General features: G+C 70.9%; 13 protein-coding genes and 2 pseudogenes. 8 read left to right on the top strand and 7 right to left on the bottom strand.

The annotated features are described in order from the left end of the window. Nucleotides 1-651: 651 nt before the first annotated feature. Together K2224_RS37900 and K2224_RS37905 are read left to right on the top strand one after the other, a co-directional pair. A pseudogene (locus K2224_RS37900) lies at nucleotides 652-1,029 on the top strand (redoxin domain-containing protein); the annotation flags it as partial. 187 nt (nucleotides 1,030-1,216) lie between these two features. Then, complete coding sequence (locus tag K2224_RS37905; protein WP_221911622.1) at nucleotides 1,217-1,696, top strand: hypothetical protein; 480 nt, start codon at nucleotides 1,217-1,219, stop codon at nucleotides 1,694-1,696. A gap of 108 nt (nucleotides 1,697-1,804) precedes the next feature. Here the strand turns inward: K2224_RS37905 and K2224_RS41825 are convergent. Both K2224_RS41825 and K2224_RS37915 read right to left on the bottom strand, forming a co-directional pair. After that, nucleotides 1,805-1,936 (bottom strand): annotated as a pseudogene (locus K2224_RS41825) (YdcF family protein); the annotation flags it as partial. Then, the gene (locus K2224_RS37915; RefSeq protein WP_221911624.1) at nucleotides 1,918-2,055 is read right to left on the bottom strand and encodes a hypothetical protein; all 138 of its coding nucleotides are present in this window, start codon (nucleotides 2,053-2,055) and stop codon (nucleotides 1,918-1,920) included. The pseudogene K2224_RS41825 and the gene K2224_RS37915, both read right to left, overlap by 19 nt. A 307-nt stretch (nucleotides 2,056-2,362) precedes the next feature. On the opposite strand from K2224_RS37915, the gene K2224_RS37920 reads away from it, so the two are divergent. The 6 genes from K2224_RS37920 (at nucleotide 2,363) to K2224_RS37945 (ending at nucleotide 8,543) form a co-directional block, all read left to right on the top strand. Continuing rightward, nucleotides 2,363-2,740: a DUF6193 family natural product biosynthesis protein gene (locus K2224_RS37920; protein ID WP_260693773.1), complete on the top strand. Its 378-nt coding sequence runs from the start codon at nucleotides 2,363-2,365 to the stop codon at nucleotides 2,738-2,740. Between the two features lie 166 nt (nucleotides 2,741-2,906). Continuing rightward, nucleotides 2,907-4,241, top strand: a complete 1,335-nt coding sequence (locus K2224_RS37925; RefSeq protein WP_260693775.1) for an endonuclease VII domain-containing protein — start codon at nucleotides 2,907-2,909, stop codon at nucleotides 4,239-4,241. Between the two features lie 563 nt (nucleotides 4,242-4,804). Beyond that, nucleotides 4,805-6,265, top strand: a complete 1,461-nt coding sequence (locus tag K2224_RS37930; RefSeq protein WP_221911628.1) for a phage tail sheath C-terminal domain-containing protein — start codon at nucleotides 4,805-4,807, stop codon at nucleotides 6,263-6,265. Nucleotides 6,266-6,290: 25 nt separating this feature from the next. Next, nucleotides 6,291-6,731, top strand: a complete 441-nt coding sequence (locus K2224_RS37935) for a phage tail protein (protein ID WP_221911629.1) — start codon at nucleotides 6,291-6,293, stop codon at nucleotides 6,729-6,731. A 39-nt stretch (nucleotides 6,732-6,770) separates the two neighbouring features. Next, the gene (locus K2224_RS37940) at nucleotides 6,771-8,099 is read left to right on the top strand and encodes a phage tail sheath C-terminal domain-containing protein (protein ID WP_221911630.1); all 1,329 of its coding nucleotides are present in this window, start codon (nucleotides 6,771-6,773) and stop codon (nucleotides 8,097-8,099) included. A 6-nt stretch (nucleotides 8,100-8,105) separates the two neighbouring features. After that, a complete protein-coding gene (locus K2224_RS37945) occupies nucleotides 8,106-8,543 on the top strand; it encodes a hypothetical protein (RefSeq protein ID WP_221911631.1) in 438 nt (145 codons plus the stop codon). A gap of 38 nt (nucleotides 8,544-8,581) precedes the next feature. Here the strand turns inward: K2224_RS37945 and K2224_RS37950 are convergent, their stop codons facing one another. The 5 genes from K2224_RS37950 to K2224_RS37970 all read right to left on the bottom strand — a co-directional run bounded on the left by K2224_RS37950 (nucleotide 8,582) and on the right by K2224_RS37970 (nucleotide 18,293). Continuing rightward, entirely contained in the window at nucleotides 8,582-10,744 is a 2,163-nt protein-coding gene (locus K2224_RS37950) for an ATP-binding protein (RefSeq protein WP_221911632.1), read from the bottom strand. Next, nucleotides 10,741-11,367 (bottom strand): DUF4255 domain-containing protein, encoded by a 627-nt coding sequence (locus tag K2224_RS37955; RefSeq protein WP_221911633.1) that lies wholly within the window; start codon nucleotides 11,365-11,367, stop codon nucleotides 10,741-10,743. Before K2224_RS37955 ends, K2224_RS37950 begins: the two co-directional genes overlap by 4 nt. 64 nt (nucleotides 11,368-11,431) lie before the next feature. After that, complete coding sequence (locus tag K2224_RS37960) at nucleotides 11,432-14,419, bottom strand: beta-propeller fold lactonase family protein (RefSeq protein ID WP_221911635.1); 2,988 nt, start codon at nucleotides 14,417-14,419, stop codon at nucleotides 11,432-11,434. Further along, entirely contained in the window at nucleotides 14,416-17,736 is a 3,321-nt protein-coding gene (locus K2224_RS41520; protein WP_221911636.1) for a baseplate J/gp47 family protein, read from the bottom strand. The genes K2224_RS37960 and K2224_RS41520 overlap by 4 nt, the downstream gene beginning before the upstream one ends. Further along, nucleotides 17,733-18,293, bottom strand: coding sequence for a phage tail protein (locus K2224_RS37970; RefSeq protein WP_221911638.1), 561 nt, complete (start codon nucleotides 18,291-18,293; stop codon nucleotides 17,733-17,735). Before K2224_RS37970 ends, K2224_RS41520 begins: the two co-directional genes overlap by 4 nt. Nucleotides 18,294-18,303 lie beyond the last annotated feature (10 nt).

Genomic DNA, 18,303 nt, shown 5'->3' on the forward strand with positions numbered 1-18,303 from the left:
GCGCGAGAAACGGGCCCACGCCTGGCGTCCCCGATTGGGCCAGACGGGCGAAACCGTAAATCCTGACCGCCCGACACATCGTTGGTGGGTCATGACCATTCGTAGGGCGCTTGGGCTTACCGCCGCCGCACTCGGGGCCGGACTGGCGACTGCCGCACCCGCATCCGCCGGTGGCATCGGCGTCATCCTCTCGCCGTCATTCGACAACGACTGCGCCAACCAACACGCCGCAGCACGAGCCAACGCTGACACCAGCCACGGGAGCGGGGCTGCAAGCGGACAATTGGCGGCAGTTCCGGCCTACACCCCGCTCAACCACTGTGGCGGTGCTGAACTCCCGCTGTCCCGGAACTGCACGGACTCAGGGGCACCCAGCGAACCAGGGTCCTTGGTCGGCGCCACCAATCTTGCGCAAAACCTGCTCTGCGAGGGACTTCGGAACAACCTCACCAATCCGAACGTGAATGCCCTCGGCTAGTACCACAGCCGGCAGCAGGGCTGCCTGGCGAAGGCGGCCTGGGACGCGGACGTGTTGCGAGACCGGGTGGGGGGACTGTGCGGTCGCGGCTCGCCCAGAGCATGCTTCAGCGGGCCCTGGCAGCCGATGTGCCCTTCACCTACTTCCTCGCCGACGAGGCGTACCGACAGTGCCGCACGCTGCAACAGCACCAGAACGCGTTCACCGTCCGTGGTGCGCAACTGGTGGCTGTCTCGCCGCAGATTCCCGACGAGTCACTCTCCCTTGTCGAAAAGGAGCAGCTCGCCTTCGAGGTCCTGAGCGATGTCGGCTCTGAGGTGGCCAAGCAGTTCGGCATCGCCTTCGACCTCTCAGACGAACTGGGCGGCGTCTACGACGGGTTCGGGTTCGACCTGCACCGCGTCAACGGCGGCCATGCCCGCACCCTGCCATTGCCCGCCACCTACGTCATCGACAGGACCGGCGTCATCCGGTGGGCGTTCGTGTCGACCGACTACACCCTGCGGGCCGAACCGTCCGAGATCGTGGCCGCGCTCCACTCGTTGACGTGACCGTCACTGGCCCCGAGAACCTCGGAGTTCACGCCATGACCGCATCCTCCCGCGGGAACGCCATGGGTCACACCACCGGGCACCGCTGTCGAATCCACGACCGCGCCCACCTGGCCCGCGCATCCACCGCAGCCCGGCGGCCACCCCGGCTTGACGTGGGCACGCCGCGAAAAGCGATCATGGAAGCATGAGGAACGAAGAGGTGAACGGTCCGGTGGCGTGTCCCGGATGCCGGACGTGGGAGAACGTGCCAGTGGCCGAGGCACGTACGGACAGAGGAGAACGGCGCGAGGACCTGACGACCAAGCCCGTGTCGGTACCGAAGGACGCCGGCAACGGCTGCATGCACGTCGTGGAGGGCCTCGTGCTTGCCTTGGTGGCCGGCCTCGCCGGAAAGTATTTTGCCGACGAACGGGACTTGCCATGGCTCACGGCCGTTGGCGTCGTCGTCGCGGCGCTCATCCTGGTGGCTACGATCGCCATCGTCCGCGGCGAGACGCGGGACGCGCGACGGGCTCAAGATGGGGCAGTCCGCGCGGCCGCACTCGCCGCCGAGGCGCGCTTCTGCTATCCCTGTCAGGGCGTTTTCTACCCGTCCGGGCACCCATCGCCAGAGGTCGTGACGCCGGAGCGGTTCCGCCAGTACTACGCCAGTTGTAGATCGTGACTGAGCCGGTGCGGCCTCATGCTCTCCTCGGCTTGCGTGGTCACAGGACAGCCGAGGCCCAGTCGACGACGGGCATGTTCTCGTCGTAGTGAGGGGCGAGCCGGCAGGTCAGGAGTCGAGGAGTCGGCTGGTGAAGCCGTCGCGGATGAGGGATTCGTACGCGCCTTGCACGTCCTCCGGGACGTCCTGCTCGATGGCGAAGCTGAGCTTCGGATGCTCGATCACCGAGCTCGGCGTCCCCGCCGCAGGCCGATCGCGGCGTCGACCGGCCGCACCTGGTGGCCCATCTGGTGGTGGTCCCAGATCAGCTTCGCCTGCTGGCGCTGGTCGTCGGTGATGGCCCGCTGGCTGTCCGTCACTCGTGTCCCTCCCCGGTCGCCGTCGCCGGGGACGCGGTGTCCCCTGGATCGTGGTCCGGATGCCCTCGATGCCGCGGAGTTGGTGGCTCATGTCGTATAGCGCGGCCATCTTCGCGGCTTGGTCGAGGACGTGCAGTCCATCATCCCGGGCCTGCCGCTCAAGAACTGCTGGGTGATCGAGGAATGGGCCGCGGGGAGGGAGACCGGCCCGCACGGCATGCAGCTCAGCTGAGGTGCGCCTGCGACGGACCAAGAGTTATCGCCGAGAGCTGGCCGAAACCTTTCGGTGTCGAGCAGAATGCGGGACATGACGGAGGGTGCACCCGAGGAAGACATCATCGAAGCCGCATGGCAGAAGCTGCTCACTGCCCAGCGCGTGGACGGACGGCTGCTACGCGCCGCCTACTCCGAACCCCGACTACGGCAGCTGTTCCCCTGGGTCGGCATGGGCGAGCTGCACTTCAGCCGGTGTACGGAACTGCGTTGGACCTGGGACGTTCCGTTCATCGCCCCGACGATGGGCGGCGGCTTCCTCGTCAACGGGCCCTCGCGGTCCCAGAGCGTCGGCCCCGCCCCGACCGCGGAGGTCGCCATCGCGATGGTGGTCGAGCGACTCCCGCCGGGCTGCGGCCGCGCCTTCGTCGGCACGCCAGAGGAACTGGCCGAAAAGGAACGGTCCGAGTAGTCGCAACGGAATACGCGGCCCAAGCGCCGGTCACCGTAAGCACGCCGGCCACCGACGGCAGTACAAAGACCGCGACATCACCCATCTCGGCCCTGGCTGACCGAGGCGCTTGGAGAACCGTTGCCGCGGTGCGGGTCGTTAGCCTGTCGGTATGTCGGAGCGTGTCATGCCCGGTCGCACGGACGGTCTGATCCCCCTGGGTGTCGCGGACGCTCTGTGGGTCGAGTTGACGGCCGACAGTGCTGTGCCGACGGCTCCTGGGGCATTCACCTGCTCTCCTGCCCGTGCCCGGGTGGGGTACGTCCTGCTGGGCGGCCATGTGGTGGGGACGGTGAGGGCGAGTGGCGGTCGGTGGAGTGTTCCGGAGGTCGAGGTGCGCCGGGCGGCCGCGGAACTGAACGCGGTGGGGATGGATCGGCAGGACCTCGTCCGCATCGGTCCGTTTCGCGGGGCGCCGAGGCAGGAGCGCAACGAGGAGACGCCGCTGCGTTGGCGCCAGCGCATCATGGGAGAACTGCGGGAGCTCGGCGGCCCCGAGCAGGCAGCACGACCAGAAGTCGGCCGGCCGTACCCCCTGGCGGGGATCGACTGGCGACAGATGCTCGTGGAGCAGACCCGCGACGGGTCGCAGCGGACGTGGTGGCTGCCGCGCGCTGCGGTCAGGCTGCTCGACATGGCCGAACACGCCGCAACGCAATGGGTGCAAGCCGCGCGGACCCGCCAAGCAAGCGCAGGCGCAGCCGTCACCGAGCAGCCCTCCCGCCCCCGGCAGGCCCGAGCCGTCGACGGTCCGCAGGCGACGAGCCCCCAGGTCCCCACCGCTCCACCGCGCCCGTACGACAAAGAGCTGGAAGGCCAGCTGTACTCGGTGCTCAGCAGGAAGCCCGGCATCTCCCGCAAGGTGGCCGGATGGGCGTGCGCCGTCTGCCATACCACGCCCGCCGCCGTCCTGGACCACTGCCACGAGCACGGCTACGTCCGCGCCCCCGTCTGCCAGTCCTGCAACACACAGGAACGTCCCGACCACCTGTACAGCAACGACATCCGCGTGGCGAACCGCTACACACGCCTCTTCCACACCGACACCGACGACTGGCTCCGCCACTGGCACCGCTGCCCCGGCTGCCGCGCACGCACCACCCTGCCGCTGCCCCACCTCGCCGCATGGACCGCCCACATAGCCTGCCGATCACTGCGCCCCACCCACCGTGCTCCCCGCGGGCGCACGCCTTGCGGTGTCCTGCGCGTGTCCTGGACGGGCAGTTGGCAGGCGCCCCGTTCCTGCCTGCTCACCGTCGCCGTCGACTTCTGTCCCTCCGGCGAGCACCGGGTCCTGGCGCGAGTCCCCTACCGCGATGCCGTCGAGCGGTTTGGTGCCTGGTTGGCCGAGACGGCCCCTGCCGTGGCCGCCGCGGCCGGTCCCGACCGCCTGGACGGCCTCCCTGCCCGGTTCCGGCCAGTCATCGCGGACACCAGCGGCGAGGACCAGGCACTGTTCTGAGCGGGCACCAGGACTTCCAGTCGTCCTCGGCTGAGGTGGCGGACCGGTCCCGCCTGCCGGCCGAGCGGATCACGGAAGCGCGGCGCCCGCCGCGTGCGGGCTGTCGGAGGCCCCGTGCCGGAAGCGACGCAGCGGTTCCGCTTTCTGTCTTCCGCTTTCCGCGTTCGTGAGTCTTCCGGCGCGGCGACGCCGAGGGGCCGGTGGTCATGGTCCGCGGCGGGGCTGACCGGACCGTGCCTGTGTCCTTGCGTCGGTTGTCTTAGCTCGTCGCTGCCCGTGACCTGCCCTTTTGCGGGCGGCGGATGGCCACTGCGACGGGCCTCGACGGCTGGGACGGGAAGCGATGGCTCGATTGGCGGGATACCAGCGGAGCCGCTACGTCTTCTGTCGTACCTTCCTCCGTTTGCATGCGTGCGTCCCACGGGAGTGGTTGGCTGAAGTACCGCATTCTCGATGAGAGTCGCATTCTCGATGAGAGGGGTAAACGGGGCATGGTTTCAGGTCCGTTGGCACCCGGAGTCTTCGTCAAGGAGCGTTCGAGCGGAGTCCGGACGATCACCGGGGTGGGGACGTCCACCCCCGCATTTCTCGGCTACACCGTGCGCGGCCCACAGACGTCCACGCCGCCGGTACGGGTCAGCAGTTGGTCGGAGTTCGTGGACACGTTCCACTTCCGCTCCCCGATGGGGGTGGAGGCGGTGGGGCGGGAGCTGGAGAGGCTGCCCGGGGCCATCGCTGAGGGCACCGCGGAGCTTGAGCGTCTGGGAACGGATTTCGCCGAGAAGGCCACCACGGGCGAGCTCCCTGTCCTCACCGAGCAGGAGATCACTGTCCTCGCCTTGGTGCAGGCTGCCGACTGGGCCGGGGAAGCCGTCGGGGAGGAGGAGAGGAAGGCGGCCGAAGCCGCGGCGAAGAAGGTGCTGGAAGCCCTTCCTGGGCCGTACGGGCTCTGGGGCGAGGCCGGGAACGAAGTAGCCGGTCTCAAGCGGCGTGAGGCAGAGCTGACCGTCCTCGCCGGATACTTCGAGCAGTCCGGAAAGTTCCAACTGCCCGAGGCGGTCTACGGGTTCTTCGCCAACGGGGGAACATCCTGCTATGTCCTCCGGCTCGACCCCGACCCCCAGCGCCTCGCACGTGAGGTCGATGGCAACCCCGACGAACGCACGGGTCTGGCCGGACTCAAGACGGTGCCGGACGTGACCATGGTCGCTGTCCCGGACGTATGGAGTGAGGGCACCACTCCGGCGACCGGCGCCGTCATCATGCGCAAGGTGGTCGCCCACTGCGCGACCATGCGCAACCGGCTCGCCCTCCTCGAACCGCCACCCGACACGGCAACGGCCGATGTACCGGCGTTCCTGGACAAGTTGGACAGCCCGGATGAAGACGCCGCGGCGTTCACGGCGCTGTACTACCCCTGGGTCACGGTGCCCGGCGTGGACGGCATCCCGCGCACCGTCGTCCCGTCCGGCCACCTGGCCGGTGTGTGGGCCCGTACGGACGCCGAGCGCGGCGTGTTCAAGGCCCCCGCCAACCAGAACCTGCGCGGTGTGCTGTCCCTCCCCACGCTGCTCACCGACCAACGGCACGGCGAGCTGAACGAACAGGGCGTCAACTGCCTGCGTGCCCTCCCCGGCCGGGGGTTGTTGGTGTGGGGTGCCCGGACGCGTTCCCGTAGTCGTGACTGGCGCTATCTGAACGTGCGGCGGCTGGTGTCGTTCCTGTCCGACTCCATCCGTCAGTCCTCTACCTGGGCTGTGTTCGAGCCCAACGACGACCGTCTGTGGGGCACCCTTCGGCATGCGGTCAGCAGTTTCCTGACCGATCAGTGGCGTCAGGGTGCGTTGCTCGGTCGTACGCCCGACGAGGCGTTCTACGTGATCTGTGACCGTACGAACAACACCTCGGCGACGATCGACGCCGGTCAGGTGATCTGCGACATCGGTATCGCGCCCGTGCGCCCCGCCGAGTTCGTCCACTTCACCATCACCCAGATCGCCGGCCAACCCGGCAACAACAACTGACGCCCGGAATTCAGGAGGCACGCACGTGTTGACCGGTGACACCTTCAGCAGCAGCACCTTCGCCATCGAACTCGGCAAGTTCCAGGTCGAGACCGTCCAGGACGTCTCCGGCCTGACGTTGGAACAGGACGTCGTCGAGACCCGGCAGGTGTCCTCGACCGGCGAGCTGATCGTGCGCAAACAGCCGGGCGCGCGCAAAACCGGCGAGATCACCATCACCCGAGGCATGGACAAGAGCACCGCGTTCACCGACTGGATCAAGACCACCCTGGTCAACGCCGACCTCGACAGCGCCCGGCAGAACATCACCATCGCCCTGAAGGACGCACAGAAGCAGACCGTCCGCCGCATCCACCTGACCAACGCGTGGGCGTCCCGCTGGGAAGGACCCCAACTCGGCGCGGCCAACTCCGCGAACGCGACGGAACAGGTGACGATCACCTACGAGGACATCACCGTCGAATAGCCCGGAGCGAGCCCACCAGCCGAGAGGGGAACGACAGCAATGACCACGAAGCCTCCGGGTGTCTACGTCACGGAGAAGTCCAGCGGCGTGCGCATGATCGTCGGAGTGGGCACTTCCACCCCGGCCTTCCTCGGATACACCACCACACCGACGACCGAGAGCGCCGGTGAGACGGCAACCGCTCCGTTCACACCGGAAGAACGGAAGAACCCGCAGCCGATCCGCGGGTGGCAGGAGTTCGCCGACCGGTACAGCATCCCGGCGCTGGGGAAGGAGCTGGCGGCCCTCCTGAAGAAGGAACCGCAGGTGGCCGGGGACCTCAAGAGGATCCAGGTGCTCCAGCGCTGCTTCACGCTCGCCGAGGCGGTCTACGGGTTCTTCGCCAACGGCGGCACGTCCTGTTACGTCGTCGGCTTCCTGAACCCGGAGGCGGCTGTGGGGGAGAGCGACCTCGGCGGAGACGCGGAGGCGCGCAGCGGGCTCGACGGTCTGAAGACGGTGCCGGACGTGACCATGGTCGCGGTGCCCAGCCTCTGGGACATGACTGTCGCGGCCACCGACGCCAAGGCCCCGCCGCAGCCGGATCTGCCGATCGGAAAGTCGCTCATCGGCAAGGTCGTTGCCCACTGCACCGACCAGCGCAACCGTCTCGCGGTGGTCGACGCGCCGCCCGGTCAACTCGTCGATCCGCTCAAGACGTTCGTCGGTACGCTCGACTCGCCGGACTCGGACGCCGCGGGGTTTACGGCGCTGTACTACCCGTGGGTCAAGGTCCCCGGCGTGGACGGTGTGCCGCGCACGGTGCCGCCGTCCGGTCATCTGGCGGGTGTGTGGGCCCGTACGGACGCCGAGCGCGGCGTGTTCAAGGCCCCCGCCAACCAGAGCCTGCGCGGTGTGCTCGACCTCCCCACCCTGCTGACCGACGACCAGAACGGGGAACTCAACGAGAAGGGGGTCAACTGCCTCCGCGTCTTCCCCGGCCGGGGGTTGTTGGTGTGGGGTGCCCGGACGCGTTCCCGTAGTCGTGACTGGCGCTATCTGAACGTGCGGCGGCTGGTGTCGTTCCTGTCCGACTCCATCCGTCAGTCCTCTACCTGGGCTGTGTTCGAGCCCAACGACGACCGTCTGTGGGGCACCCTTCGGCATGCGGTCAGCAGTTTCCTGACCGATCAGTGGCGTCAGGGTGCGTTGCTCGGTCGTACGCCCGACGAGGCGTTCTACGTGATCTGTGACCGTACGAACAACACCTCGGCGACGATCGACGCCGGTCAGGTGATCTGCGACATCGGTATCGCGCCCGTGCGCCCCGCCGAGTTCGTCCACTTCACCATCACCCAGATCGCCGGCCAACCCGGCCAGGGCGGCTGAGGCCCCGTGCAGAAGACCGTGGTCAGGCAGGGTGACACCCTCACCCTCCTACCGGCCCTGACGCCCCCGGCGACGCTCGTTCCGCCACCCCCGACACCCATCCCACAAGGCACAGTGGGTTTCCGGATCGAAGGGCTTCCCGCCTGTGTACCGGACGACATCGAGTCGCTGGTCATCTCTCCCGTCGCCTATACGACGTTGGCCTTTCCGCAGGCCGGATCAGGCCGTGTCGAGCTGAAGGTTCCCGCTCAGGACCGCGCCAAGTACGCCAGGACGGGTCAGGGTGAGACGGAAGTCGTCGTCAACGGAGGTCCGTTGGACGTGGTCTTCACCGTGGAGACCCCGGCGAGCAACTCCGCGGGCGCCACGGACGCCCCAGGGGCCAGGTATCAGGGCAAGGCGACCCTCAACTGCCCCCGCGTACGGCCGGTGACGGCCGGGTAGGCCCGTCTGAGCCCTTGACCCGGCAGCGGGGCAAGGGCTCAGGAACGCCCGGTCTGCGGCAGCTGCGGTCCGGACGGCCAGGCCCCGGCCGGGAAGCGGGACTCGTCCACATACCGGCCGAGTTTGGCGTACTCCTCGCGGACGGCCGCCAGCAGGTCCGCCATGGCGAGCGGTCGGTCCTCGTCGGCGGCCCGGTAGGCGGCGGTGATGACGCAGCAGCGGATCGCGCCGCCGGACAGGTCGACGGCCGCGGCGAGGGCCGCCAGGCCGGCCCGGTCGACGTCGTCTGCCCGGGGCACGGCGGGTCCCAGACAGCGGTCCCACAGGGCCTGGCGCCGGGCTTCGTCAGGCGCGGGGAAGTGGACGACGAGGTCGAGACGGCGCAGGAAGGCCGAGTCGATGTTGGCATGCATGTTGGTGGTGAGCAGGGCCAGGCCGTCAAAGGACTCCAGACGCTGGAGGAGGTAGGACGTGCCGGTGTTGGCGTAGCGGTCGTGGGCGTCCTGGGTGGCCGTGCGCTTGCCGAAGACGGCATCCGCCTCGTCGAAGAGGAGGACGGCGTCGACGGCGTCGGCCGCGGTGAAGATCCGTTCGAGGTGTTTCTCGGTCTCGCCGATGAACTTGTCGACCACCGTGGCGAGATCGACGACGTACAGGTCGAGGCCGAGATCGGCGGCCACGACCTCCGCGGCCAGGGTCTTTCCGGTTCCGGAGCCGCCACTGAACAGGGCGGTGACGCCGCGTCCGCGACCCCCGCCCGGCCGCATCTGCCACTCTCCCAGGACCCGGTCGCGATGGCGTACGCGCCGGGCCAGATCCCGCAGTTGCTCGTGCGTCCGCTCGGGCAGCACCAGGTCGCCCCAGCCGACAGCGGGGCGTACGGGCCGGGCGAGCCGATCGAGCGCGCCGCCGTTCCAGGAGCGGGCCGCGTCCCGGACCGCGGCGGCGTCGACGGGGGTGCCGTGCGCGTCGGCCTGCCGGCCCGCCGCCGCGGCCACGGCGTGGATCCGGCGGGGGCCGAACCGGTACCGGGCGCCGGCGGCGACCGCCTCGTCGGTGACGTTGCCGGCCTGGGTGCTTAGCTCGTGGCGCCACAGTGCCGTGCGTTCCGGCCCCGTCAGGGGCGGGCAGTCGGCGAGAAGAGGGGGAACGGACGTCCAGCGGGCGTCCCACGGCTGCCGTCCGGTGAGGACCAGGGGGACCGGTGCGCCGTCGAGCGGGGCGAGCAGGTCACGTACGTACCGGGTGTCGGGGGAGTCGATGGGGCCGACGACCAGCCCGTGGCCGCGCAGCCGTGCTTCGAGGAGTGCCGTGCGGACGGACCTCGCCGGGTCCGTCTGGTGGGCCGGGCCCGCGAGGTCCAGACGGAGCGCGGGCCGTCCGCACGCGCGCAGCGCCGCCTCCGCGACGGGCCCCGCTGTACCGTCCGGGCTGTCGCGCAGGTGGACCGGGCGGCGGTGGGTGAGCAGCCGGGTCAGGTACCGCACGGCTTCGGCCAGGGGGCCTTCGCCCCTTGCTCGGCCGGGTTCCGGCAGGGCCGGCAGATGATGCAGACCGGGCGGCAGGGTGTCGTCGCCCAGCAGGTGTGCGGTGACCCGGTCGGGGACGCGCAGGGCCCGGGTCAGATAGGGGCGGGAGGTGTCGGGGATCTCCACGAGGCCACCGGCGCGCAGGGGCGCGTCGGCCGCGAAGACCCGGTGGGCGGTCGCCGAGGCGCTCGGGACGCCACAAAGGGCGAGCGCCAGGCCGGTGGTGGCGTGGCGGCAGGTGATGTCGTCGTTGAGGTAGCCGTAGCAGCGCTCGAACCGGGCGTCGACATCGGGGGCGAGCGCGAGCACCACGATGTCGAAGGCGAGCGCGTCCAGCCCGAACTCCTCGGCGAGGCGGCGCAGGGGCGCTGCGGCCCCGGCCGCCGCTGCCGCGTCCTCCCGGGTGCGCAGAGCGGCGGCAAGGGCGTCGCCCCCGGTGGCGGGGGGCAGGGGGCCGCCCGGTGTGTCCAGGAGGCGGGTGGCCGTGTCGTCGGAGATGTAAAGCCCTTGGAACGGGTCGAAGGGCGGCTCCAGGAGGTCTGCCGGTGTGGACTCCTCGCCGGTGCGCAGAGCGATCGCGCGCCGCACCCGGGCCTCGACGACGGCCAGTCGGGCCAGGAGCCAGTCCGCGGCCGTGGGGGCGGGTGCTCCGGGGCGCGCGGTGGCGGTCACCGCGCGCCCTCGTCCGTCCCCGGCCCGGACTTGAGCGTCTCGCGGACGACCGGGGGCGCGGTGACCCAGTGGGTGTAGTACGTCGGGACGGAGGTCGGCAGGGAGATGGTCACGGTCACGTTCAGGGCGGGGACGAGGGTGTGGCCCACCGCGCTCCACAGTTCCGTCAGGGCTCGGTCCTCGGCCGGCGGATGGCCGACGTCGAGGAGACCGGACAACTCCGTCTCCTGAAGTTCCGGGGGCAGGGGGACGGGGAACGCCCGGCTCCTGGCGAAGCCGACGAGCAGTTCTCCGAGGATGCGGTGGGCGCCGAGGGCGTCCGGCGCCCAGGCGGTGACCAGGTACGACAGCCGGGCGTAGCGCGGCGGGTCCGACTCGGCTCTTTTCAAACGGGGTGCGTCGCCGACCGACGCCACGTCGTGCTGGTAGACGGTGCCGGTCTGCCGCCGGTCGAGGTCCTCTCGGATGTCGTACAGATAGATGCCGACCGCCTCGGAACCGGCGGTCTCACCGTGCGCTCCGTCGCGGCCGGGCGGCTGGAAGGTGACGGGGAAGCCCGGTGGCGGCCATGTCAGGTCCTGCCGTACTCGCAACTCCAGTGCCTGGTCGACCAGTTCGATCATTCCTGTGCCTCTTTCCGCGACGCCGGATGGGGGGAGGGGGGCGTGAGAGTCGATGCGGTCGGGGTCAGGGCGTTGCGGTCCCGCCGACCGCCTGCCGTACGTCGAGCCCCAGCGGTGTCCCGTCCAGAGGGGCGAGCTGCGTGGTGTCGACCACCGCGACGGCCTCTCCCGCCTCGTCGGCCAGGTACACCGGATGCGCTGTGGGGTGCGGATGCGGTGCGCTGCCGGCGAGCTTCGCGCCGGCCGGCACGGTGAACCGGGGTGTTCCGGTCCGGGTGTCGAGCATCAGCAGTGCTCCGCTGTTCTCGGTGGTCACGAAGAGCCAGGCGCCGTCAGCCGATACCGACACCGACTCGGGCTCGGTGATCCGTGGATGCCGCCAGGTCGCCACGACTTCGGGCGCGCCCGGCGCATCGTTGCCGTTGCCGGGGGGACGGTCGATGACCGAGATGCTGTCGTCCCCGTGGTTGGCGACATAGGCCCGCAGCCCGCCCGGGGCGCATGTCACGCCCATGGGGTCCCGGCCCACGTCCAACGAGGTCGTGTCGTGGTCGGGGTCGGAGAGGCAGACGCACCGCAGGGCGGCGGCGGTGCGGTCGGTGACATAGGCGTAGGCGCCGTCGTCGGTGACGGCCACGTCCCACGGCTGTGACGCGCCCGGTCGACCGACCGGGACGGACGTCACCTTGGACCCGAGGACGGTGACCGTCCGGCTGGTGTAGTTGGCGACGAACAGTGTCCCGTCGTCGGAGATCGCCGCCGCGTACGGCAGGTCGTCCTTGTCGAGGGGGCGGGACTCGGCGCTCTCGACATCGAGTCGCGAATCCTTCAGGGTGATCACCGCCAGGCACGCTTCGCGGGTGTCGGGGCTTTCCTTCCTTCCCTGGTTGACCACGTACAGGGTCCGGTTGTCCCGGCCGCAGACCAGCGCATTGGGCCGGTCGATGTGCCATTGGGGGGCCGTGGCGACGTCGCGCATCTCGTCGCCCTCGGTGAGTTGGAGGCCGTACACCGTCCCCGTCGCCCCGTTTCGCGACTGCGAGGATCTGGCGTCGACCGCGTAGAGGTAGCGGCCGTCGGGGGAGAGGGCGAGTCCGGCGTTGAGGGGGTCCTGGGTCGTCTTGATCTTGATCGTTCCCTGATGCTCCGCCGGGTTGGTGGAGACGTTGAACACCTCGACCGTTGCCGCTCTTCCGGCGTCGTTGGACACGTAGAGGGTCCCTCCGTCCGGTGAGAGGGCCAGGCCGGTGGGCTGCTTCATGGGGGTCTGGGACTTGGCCACCGTCATCTCATGACGCCATGGAGCGGTCACCGCGTCGCGTGTGAGGACCGAGACGGTCCCGTTCTGGTAGTTGGCGACGTAGAGCCGGAGTTCGTCGGGCGACAGGGCCATCTCGTGCGGTCCCGACAGGAGGCCGGTCGCCGCGTCGATGACGTCCTGGCGCTCCCACTCTCCCGGCGCCTTCCTCCGGAGGATCGCGATCTGCCCGCCCCGCCCCCCTTCGGGGGTGCGGGCGAAGTCCGCCACGTAGAGCGTCCGGCCGTCCTTGGAGACGGTGGCACCGGTGGGTTCCTGGCACCCCACGACCTCGGCCTCGATCGGGTACTCACCGCCCTTCGGGTCGATGAGCGAGACCGTCGCCGTACCGGAGTCGGCGGTCACCGCGTACCGGCTGTCGGGGGTGACGGCCACCCCGTGAGGGCGTGCGTCGGACGACCAGTGGACCGGGGTCACCTTGACGTCACCGTCCGGGCCGAGTTGCTCTCCCGGGGCCGGCGTGAGGACGAGGAGATGGGACGAGTCCGGACTGGTCGCGCAGGCAAACCCCAGGTCGGGTGCGAGGGCGACGTCCCAAGGCTTGTGCCCGGCCCCGAGGTTGATCGGGTCGAGCGGGGCGAGGCCGCCGAGGTCCAGCACCGCGACCCGGTCCGATGCGGAGTCGGCCACGTAGGCCCAGGTGCCCTCCGGAGACACGGCGAGATTGACCGGCTTCGACCCCCCACCGGCGGGGACATCGCCCGTCTTGCAAGGCGCGGCCCGTACGACGGTCAGCCGTCCGGTGGCCTGGTCGGTGACATAGGAGTGGTGGCCGCCCGGGCCGAACACCACCCCCGCGGGCACTCCTTCCACCGGAACGGCCACGCGGTCGAGGGTGTCCGGGCGGATGGCGGTGAGGACGCCCGAGGTCTGGCCGACGACGTGGATCACGCCGCCGTCCGGGGCGAAGGCCACGGCGACCGGGTGCGGTCCGGCCGGGACGGTGCGGGGGGTGCCGACCCGGCCGCTGTCCGTGTCCACGGTGGCGACGGAGACGGACGCGGAGCCGTAGTTCGCCACGCAGAGGCGGTCGCCGGCGGGGCTGAGCGCGAGGGCGCGGGGCTCGGCCCCGACGGGCACGGGGTCGCCCGACTGCGCGCCGTCCGCGTCCAGGTCCAGCACCGTCACCTGACCATGGGCCGTGCCCTCCCCCCGGCTCGCGACGTACGCGAACCGTCCTCCCGGCGCCACCGCGGCCGCCCTGGTGAGCCCGGGTACGGGTACGGAGACTGGCGGCGCGGCGATGAACGGCGCGCCCGCCCGGTTCATATCGACCACCGACACCGTGGCGTCCGTCTCGTCGATCACACAGACTCGTCGCGCCCCGCCGCCGGGGGCCGCCACCAGCGCACAGGGGCCGCTATCGACCGGCAGGGGCGGCCCCTGCTGTTGTCCTTCCTTGTCGAACACCACGACCGCGCCGTCCGCCCACGCGGCCACGCAGACCTGGTCGTCCACGAGCCCTGCCACGACGGCGCACGGGCCGTTCCCCACGAACCCGGTACGCAGCACCGGGTGTTCCGGAGCCGTGAGGTCCACCACGGACAGCGTTCCGCCGTCGTGGTTCACGACGTAGGCCCGTGTGCCGTCCGTGCTGACGGCGACGGCACGTGGGTTGCCGCCGGCAGCGGTGGAACGGACCTCGGGGTGCTCCGGTGCCGTGAGACCCACGACGGCCAGCGCGTCCGCGCCCCAGTCCGGGGCCACCAGCAGGGGCTCGTTCCGGTCGCTCATGAGGGGACCTCCGCCACGGTGACTCGGTGTTCGACGGAATACACGGTTTCGCCGGGCCCGCAGGGGATCCGTTCGACGGGGTCCGACGCCGAGCCGTCGAGCGGATCGACCGGGACGAGCTCGGCCGTGGCGACCCGGCCCACCCCCGGCACCCGTTCCAGGACCCGGAACGCCTCGCCCGCGTACACCGGGCGCCCCAGCGGCCATCCGGTGCCGTCCGGCCCGCCGGTGACGGGGCTGAAGTACCGGTACAGGGCGCGTTCCGCGGCGGCGCGGAGCTCGTCGCGTTCGTCGGCGGTGCGGTAGTCGGCGGGAACGATCCGGGCATCGACCCGGACGCCTCGGTAGACGGGCTGCTTCAGCCACACCGGAACGCCCTCCGGCTGGCAGGCACGCAGGGAGCGGCGCAGGGTGTCGCAGGCGTCCCGGGTGGGGGTGAGCATGTGGAAGGGGAACCAGCCCCGTTCGTCGGTGGTCACGAAGGGGATGACCATCAGCGTCACACCGGACTGGGTGCTGCCGCCGCTGGTGTCGGTGTAGCCGTTCTTGCCGTCGTGCGAGGTGGAGACGTTGCGGACGCTGACGATGCGGTCGTCCGGGTCCTTCAGCCGGCCGATCTCGCCCGGGCGTCTGCCGTTGCCCGCCGCTCCGAGCGTGGTTTTGTACGAGCCGTCCACGGTGATGGGTGTGCCAGGGGGCAGCGGAACGGCGCCGTACCGCCGGCTGCCCGAGGGGCCGCCCGTGACCTCCGGGCCGAAGTGGACCTCGCCGGTACTGGCGTTGACGACCACGTCCTTGCTGTCCTCATGGGAATCGTGAAAGGAGGTGACGGTGCGCCAGTTCTCATCGCCGACACGGACCTTGGGAAGCTCCTCGTTCTCCGGTACGTACACCGGGGAATACAACAGGGGGTAGACCTGACCGGGCTTGTCCGTGGACGAGACCGGCTCTCGTGCCTGGTTGTGCCCCTCGTACTGTTCGGCGGGAACGGGGTCCGTCGTCCCGGAGTCGGCGTAGACGGTGTAGGTCGTGGTGGGTGTGCCTTTGGGGTCGAGGATCTGCACGGCGATCCAGCAGGCGGCCCGCTCGCTCGGGAAGCCGCCGCCCCGCCTGCCGACGGCGTCCTGCGCCGTGCCGGCGAGGTCGCCGCGGGCGACGGCCGCCCGCCAGCGCGCGGACTCGGTCAGGTGGACGGGATGGGCCAGGACCGTCGACCCGCCGGAAACCGTGATCTCTTGCGCGGGGGCGGCGGCGTAGGAAAGGGGAACGGCGGTGTCCCACCACGGAGTTGACCTCGTCGGTGCGAACACGGACACCGCGATGCGGTCCTCCGGCTGGCGGTCGCCTCCCGTCGTTTCACGGTCGCCTCCCGCCGTCACCCAGAGCGTGAGGCGGTCCGGATCGTGCGGATTCCGGATCTCCACCAGGGCCAGGACCAGTCCGCCGCCCTCCTTGAAGGGGCCGGAGAACGTCCCGTTGGCCTGGTAGTCACCCGCCGCGAACATCTCGATGGCGGCGGTGGTGCCGGGAACGAGCCTGAGGGGTGCCGTGCCTGCCGCGTCGGGCGGTCTGCGAGTGGCCTCCCCTGTCGTAGTGAAGACCAACTCGCCATCATTGGTGGTGACTTGAACCCCTGAGGGGACCGTCAGCGCGCCTGGCGCAAGAGTGAAGAGGACGTCCGTCTTGGCCGGCTGCCACGGCAGGTAGTTGCGGGCCGGGTCGAGTGCGTCGTCGGGTGCGTCCCGGACGTGGTGGATGCGGGCCATGCCCGCCGCGGCGGCCAGCGCGAGCTGCTCGTAGTCGGCGGGGACGACCGCCCGCTGCGGCACCGGGGAGCCCAGGGGCAGGCGCGTGGCGCAGGCGGCCGCGCTCTCGCCTTCCGTGCCGCCGATCGCCGGTGCGGGGTTGGTCACGGCGGAGACGTACGGCAGCGGTGTGCGCAGCACGGTGACGGTGCGGGCGGGTACGTTGCCCCGGGCGCCGCCGCCGGTGAGGTAGCGCCGGATCCGTACGACCGCTCCTGCCGGAAGTGGCGCACCGTGCTGTCGCGGTCCTCGGGCGCCGGCCACCACGGGTGCGAAGACGGCCTCCCCGGTGCGCGGGTCGAGGGTGAAGTGCCGGTCGTCGGGCCCCGATCCGGCGAGCGAGGCGACGTACGTCCACTGTGCCGTCCGATCGTCGAGGACGGCTTCGACGACGAGGGGGTCGGTGCTGCGGGTCAGCGGGGGATGGGCGAAGCGGAGGCGTTCGCCGGGGGTGCCCGTCGCGGTGCCCAGCGTCTCGTGCTGTACGAGCCGGGCCTGGATGACGGGGACGGAGACGGCGAGCAGCGGGTCGAGTCCGACCCGGGTCAGCGGGCTCCGGCCCCCGTCGGTGCGGTAGCGGATCAGCCCTACGTCCCTCAGGCGCTGCACGGAGTCGCCGCCGTTTTCGCCGGCCGCCCGGTGCAGCAGGAGTTGGGCGGGGGCGTGGGCGGGGGGCAGGTCGAGCGTGACCTTGCCCGAACGGTCCTGGGCGGGCACGGTGTCCGTGACGACCCGGCAGCCGGTCCAGTGCGTTCCCTGCCATGCCTCCCAGTGCCCCCGGGTGAGGCTTGTGCCTGCCTTGGGCGCGAGGCCGACGCCCGTGCTCACGTCCAACGTCACGCGCGTACTCGGTACCGGCACCGACAGGACGACCAGGGCATACGACGGGAGCGGGGAGCCGCCGCTGCGGGTGCGCACCCGGCCGGCGTCCGCGAGGGCGTCCTCGGGCGGCGGGAAGTCGCCGAGGTAGGGGAGGTTGAGGTGGAAGGCCGGGCCGGCGAAGTCGGGGCCGCCCGGTTCGACGGTCCGGCCCGTCTCCGGGCCGAAGGCGGTCAGGGTTCCCTCCAAAGCGCCGTCGGCCCTCCTCGATTCCGCGAAGTGCCCGGCGGCGACGAGGACACAGGGGTTGAGCACCGCCTCCGTCAGCGTGCTGAAGACGACCGGCTCCGCTGCTCCCACCGGTCGTGTGGCCACTTCCTGGCCCGCGGGGACGACCACCGGCTCGGGCGACGGCGCGGCGAGCCCGAGGACGACCTCGGTCTGTGCGGGCGCGGGCCGGTAGGGCCGCACGCCCAGGAGCCGCAGCATCTGTAGCCGGCGCTGGTCGGGGGCCAGGTTGAGCCGGTCGCGCAGGGCGATCACCATGTCGGTGCAGGTCTCGATCAGGCCGCGGCCGGGGTCCGTCCGGTCCTGGCCGTGCCAGGTCGGCTCCGCCCGGCGTACGGCGGCGACGGCCGTGGCGACGACCTCGTCGCGGGTGCGCCCGTCGTACTCGGGCGTCGGCAGACTCATCCCTGCTGTGACCTCTCATCAGGACCCTTGCGCGCGAGGGTGACCGTGACCTTGAAGGGGAGGTGGGCGGGGCAGTGCGCCCGTACCAGGCGCGTGAGGCTGCTCTCCAGCGCCCGCCGGTCCTCGGCGGCCGGGGCGGTCAGGGTGACGTTGAGCAGGCGTCCGGCCCCGGGCGCCTGGTCGTCGTGGGTGAAGACGCGGCCGGGGTCGTCGACGACGAGCGCGAAGCCGGGCGGCACCCAGCCGTGGATCTCCCGGGCCTCCAGCAGCAGTCCGTACGGTGTCCCGCGGTGCGCGGCCAGGCGGGGCGCGAGGTCGACGGCCTTGCGCCGCAGGAGCTCCGGCCAGTCCGGCTCCACCCGGGCGCCGGTGATCCGGATCAGCCAGTCCAGGAAGGCCGGTGGCGCGCGCCATGGGTCGAGCACCGCGTCGAGACCGTCGATCCGTTCCTCGGCGGGGGCCATGACCTCGCCGATCGCGGCGGCGAACGCGAGGGTGACCTCGTCGTGCCCGTAGACGGCCGGGAGGGGGAGCGGACGTGCGGGGTACGGGGACATGCGCGGTCCT

This window comes from Streptomyces sp. BHT-5-2, from assembly GCF_019774615.1.
Classification (GTDB): domain Bacteria; phylum Actinomycetota; class Actinomycetes; order Streptomycetales; family Streptomycetaceae; genus Streptomyces.

Bases quoted from the DNA above. Each gene is read 5' to 3' on its own strand.
- K2224_RS37905 (WP_221911622.1), top strand. From the start codon at position 1,217: ATGAGGAACGAAGAGGTGAACGGTCCGGTGGCGTGTCCCGGATGCCGG.
- K2224_RS37920 (WP_260693773.1), top strand. From the start codon at position 2,363: ATGACGGAGGGTGCACCCGAGGAAGACATCATCGAAGCCGCATGGCAG.
- K2224_RS37925 (WP_260693775.1), top strand. From the start codon at position 2,907: ATGCCCGGTCGCACGGACGGTCTGATCCCCCTGGGTGTCGCGGACGCT.
- K2224_RS37940 (WP_221911630.1), top strand. From the start codon at position 6,771: ATGACCACGAAGCCTCCGGGTGTCTACGTCACGGAGAAGTCCAGCGGC.
- K2224_RS37955 (WP_221911633.1), bottom strand. From the start codon at position 11,367: ATGATCGAACTGGTCGACCAGGCACTGGAGTTGCGAGTACGGCAGGAC.
- K2224_RS37960 (WP_221911635.1), bottom strand. From the start codon at position 14,419: ATGAGCGACCGGAACGAGCCCCTGCTGGTGGCCCCGGACTGGGGCGCG.
- K2224_RS41520 (WP_221911636.1), bottom strand. From the start codon at position 17,736: ATGAGTCTGCCGACGCCCGAGTACGACGGGCGCACCCGCGACGAGGTC.
- K2224_RS37970 (WP_221911638.1), bottom strand. From the start codon at position 18,293: ATGTCCCCGTACCCCGCACGTCCGCTCCCCCTCCCGGCCGTCTACGGG.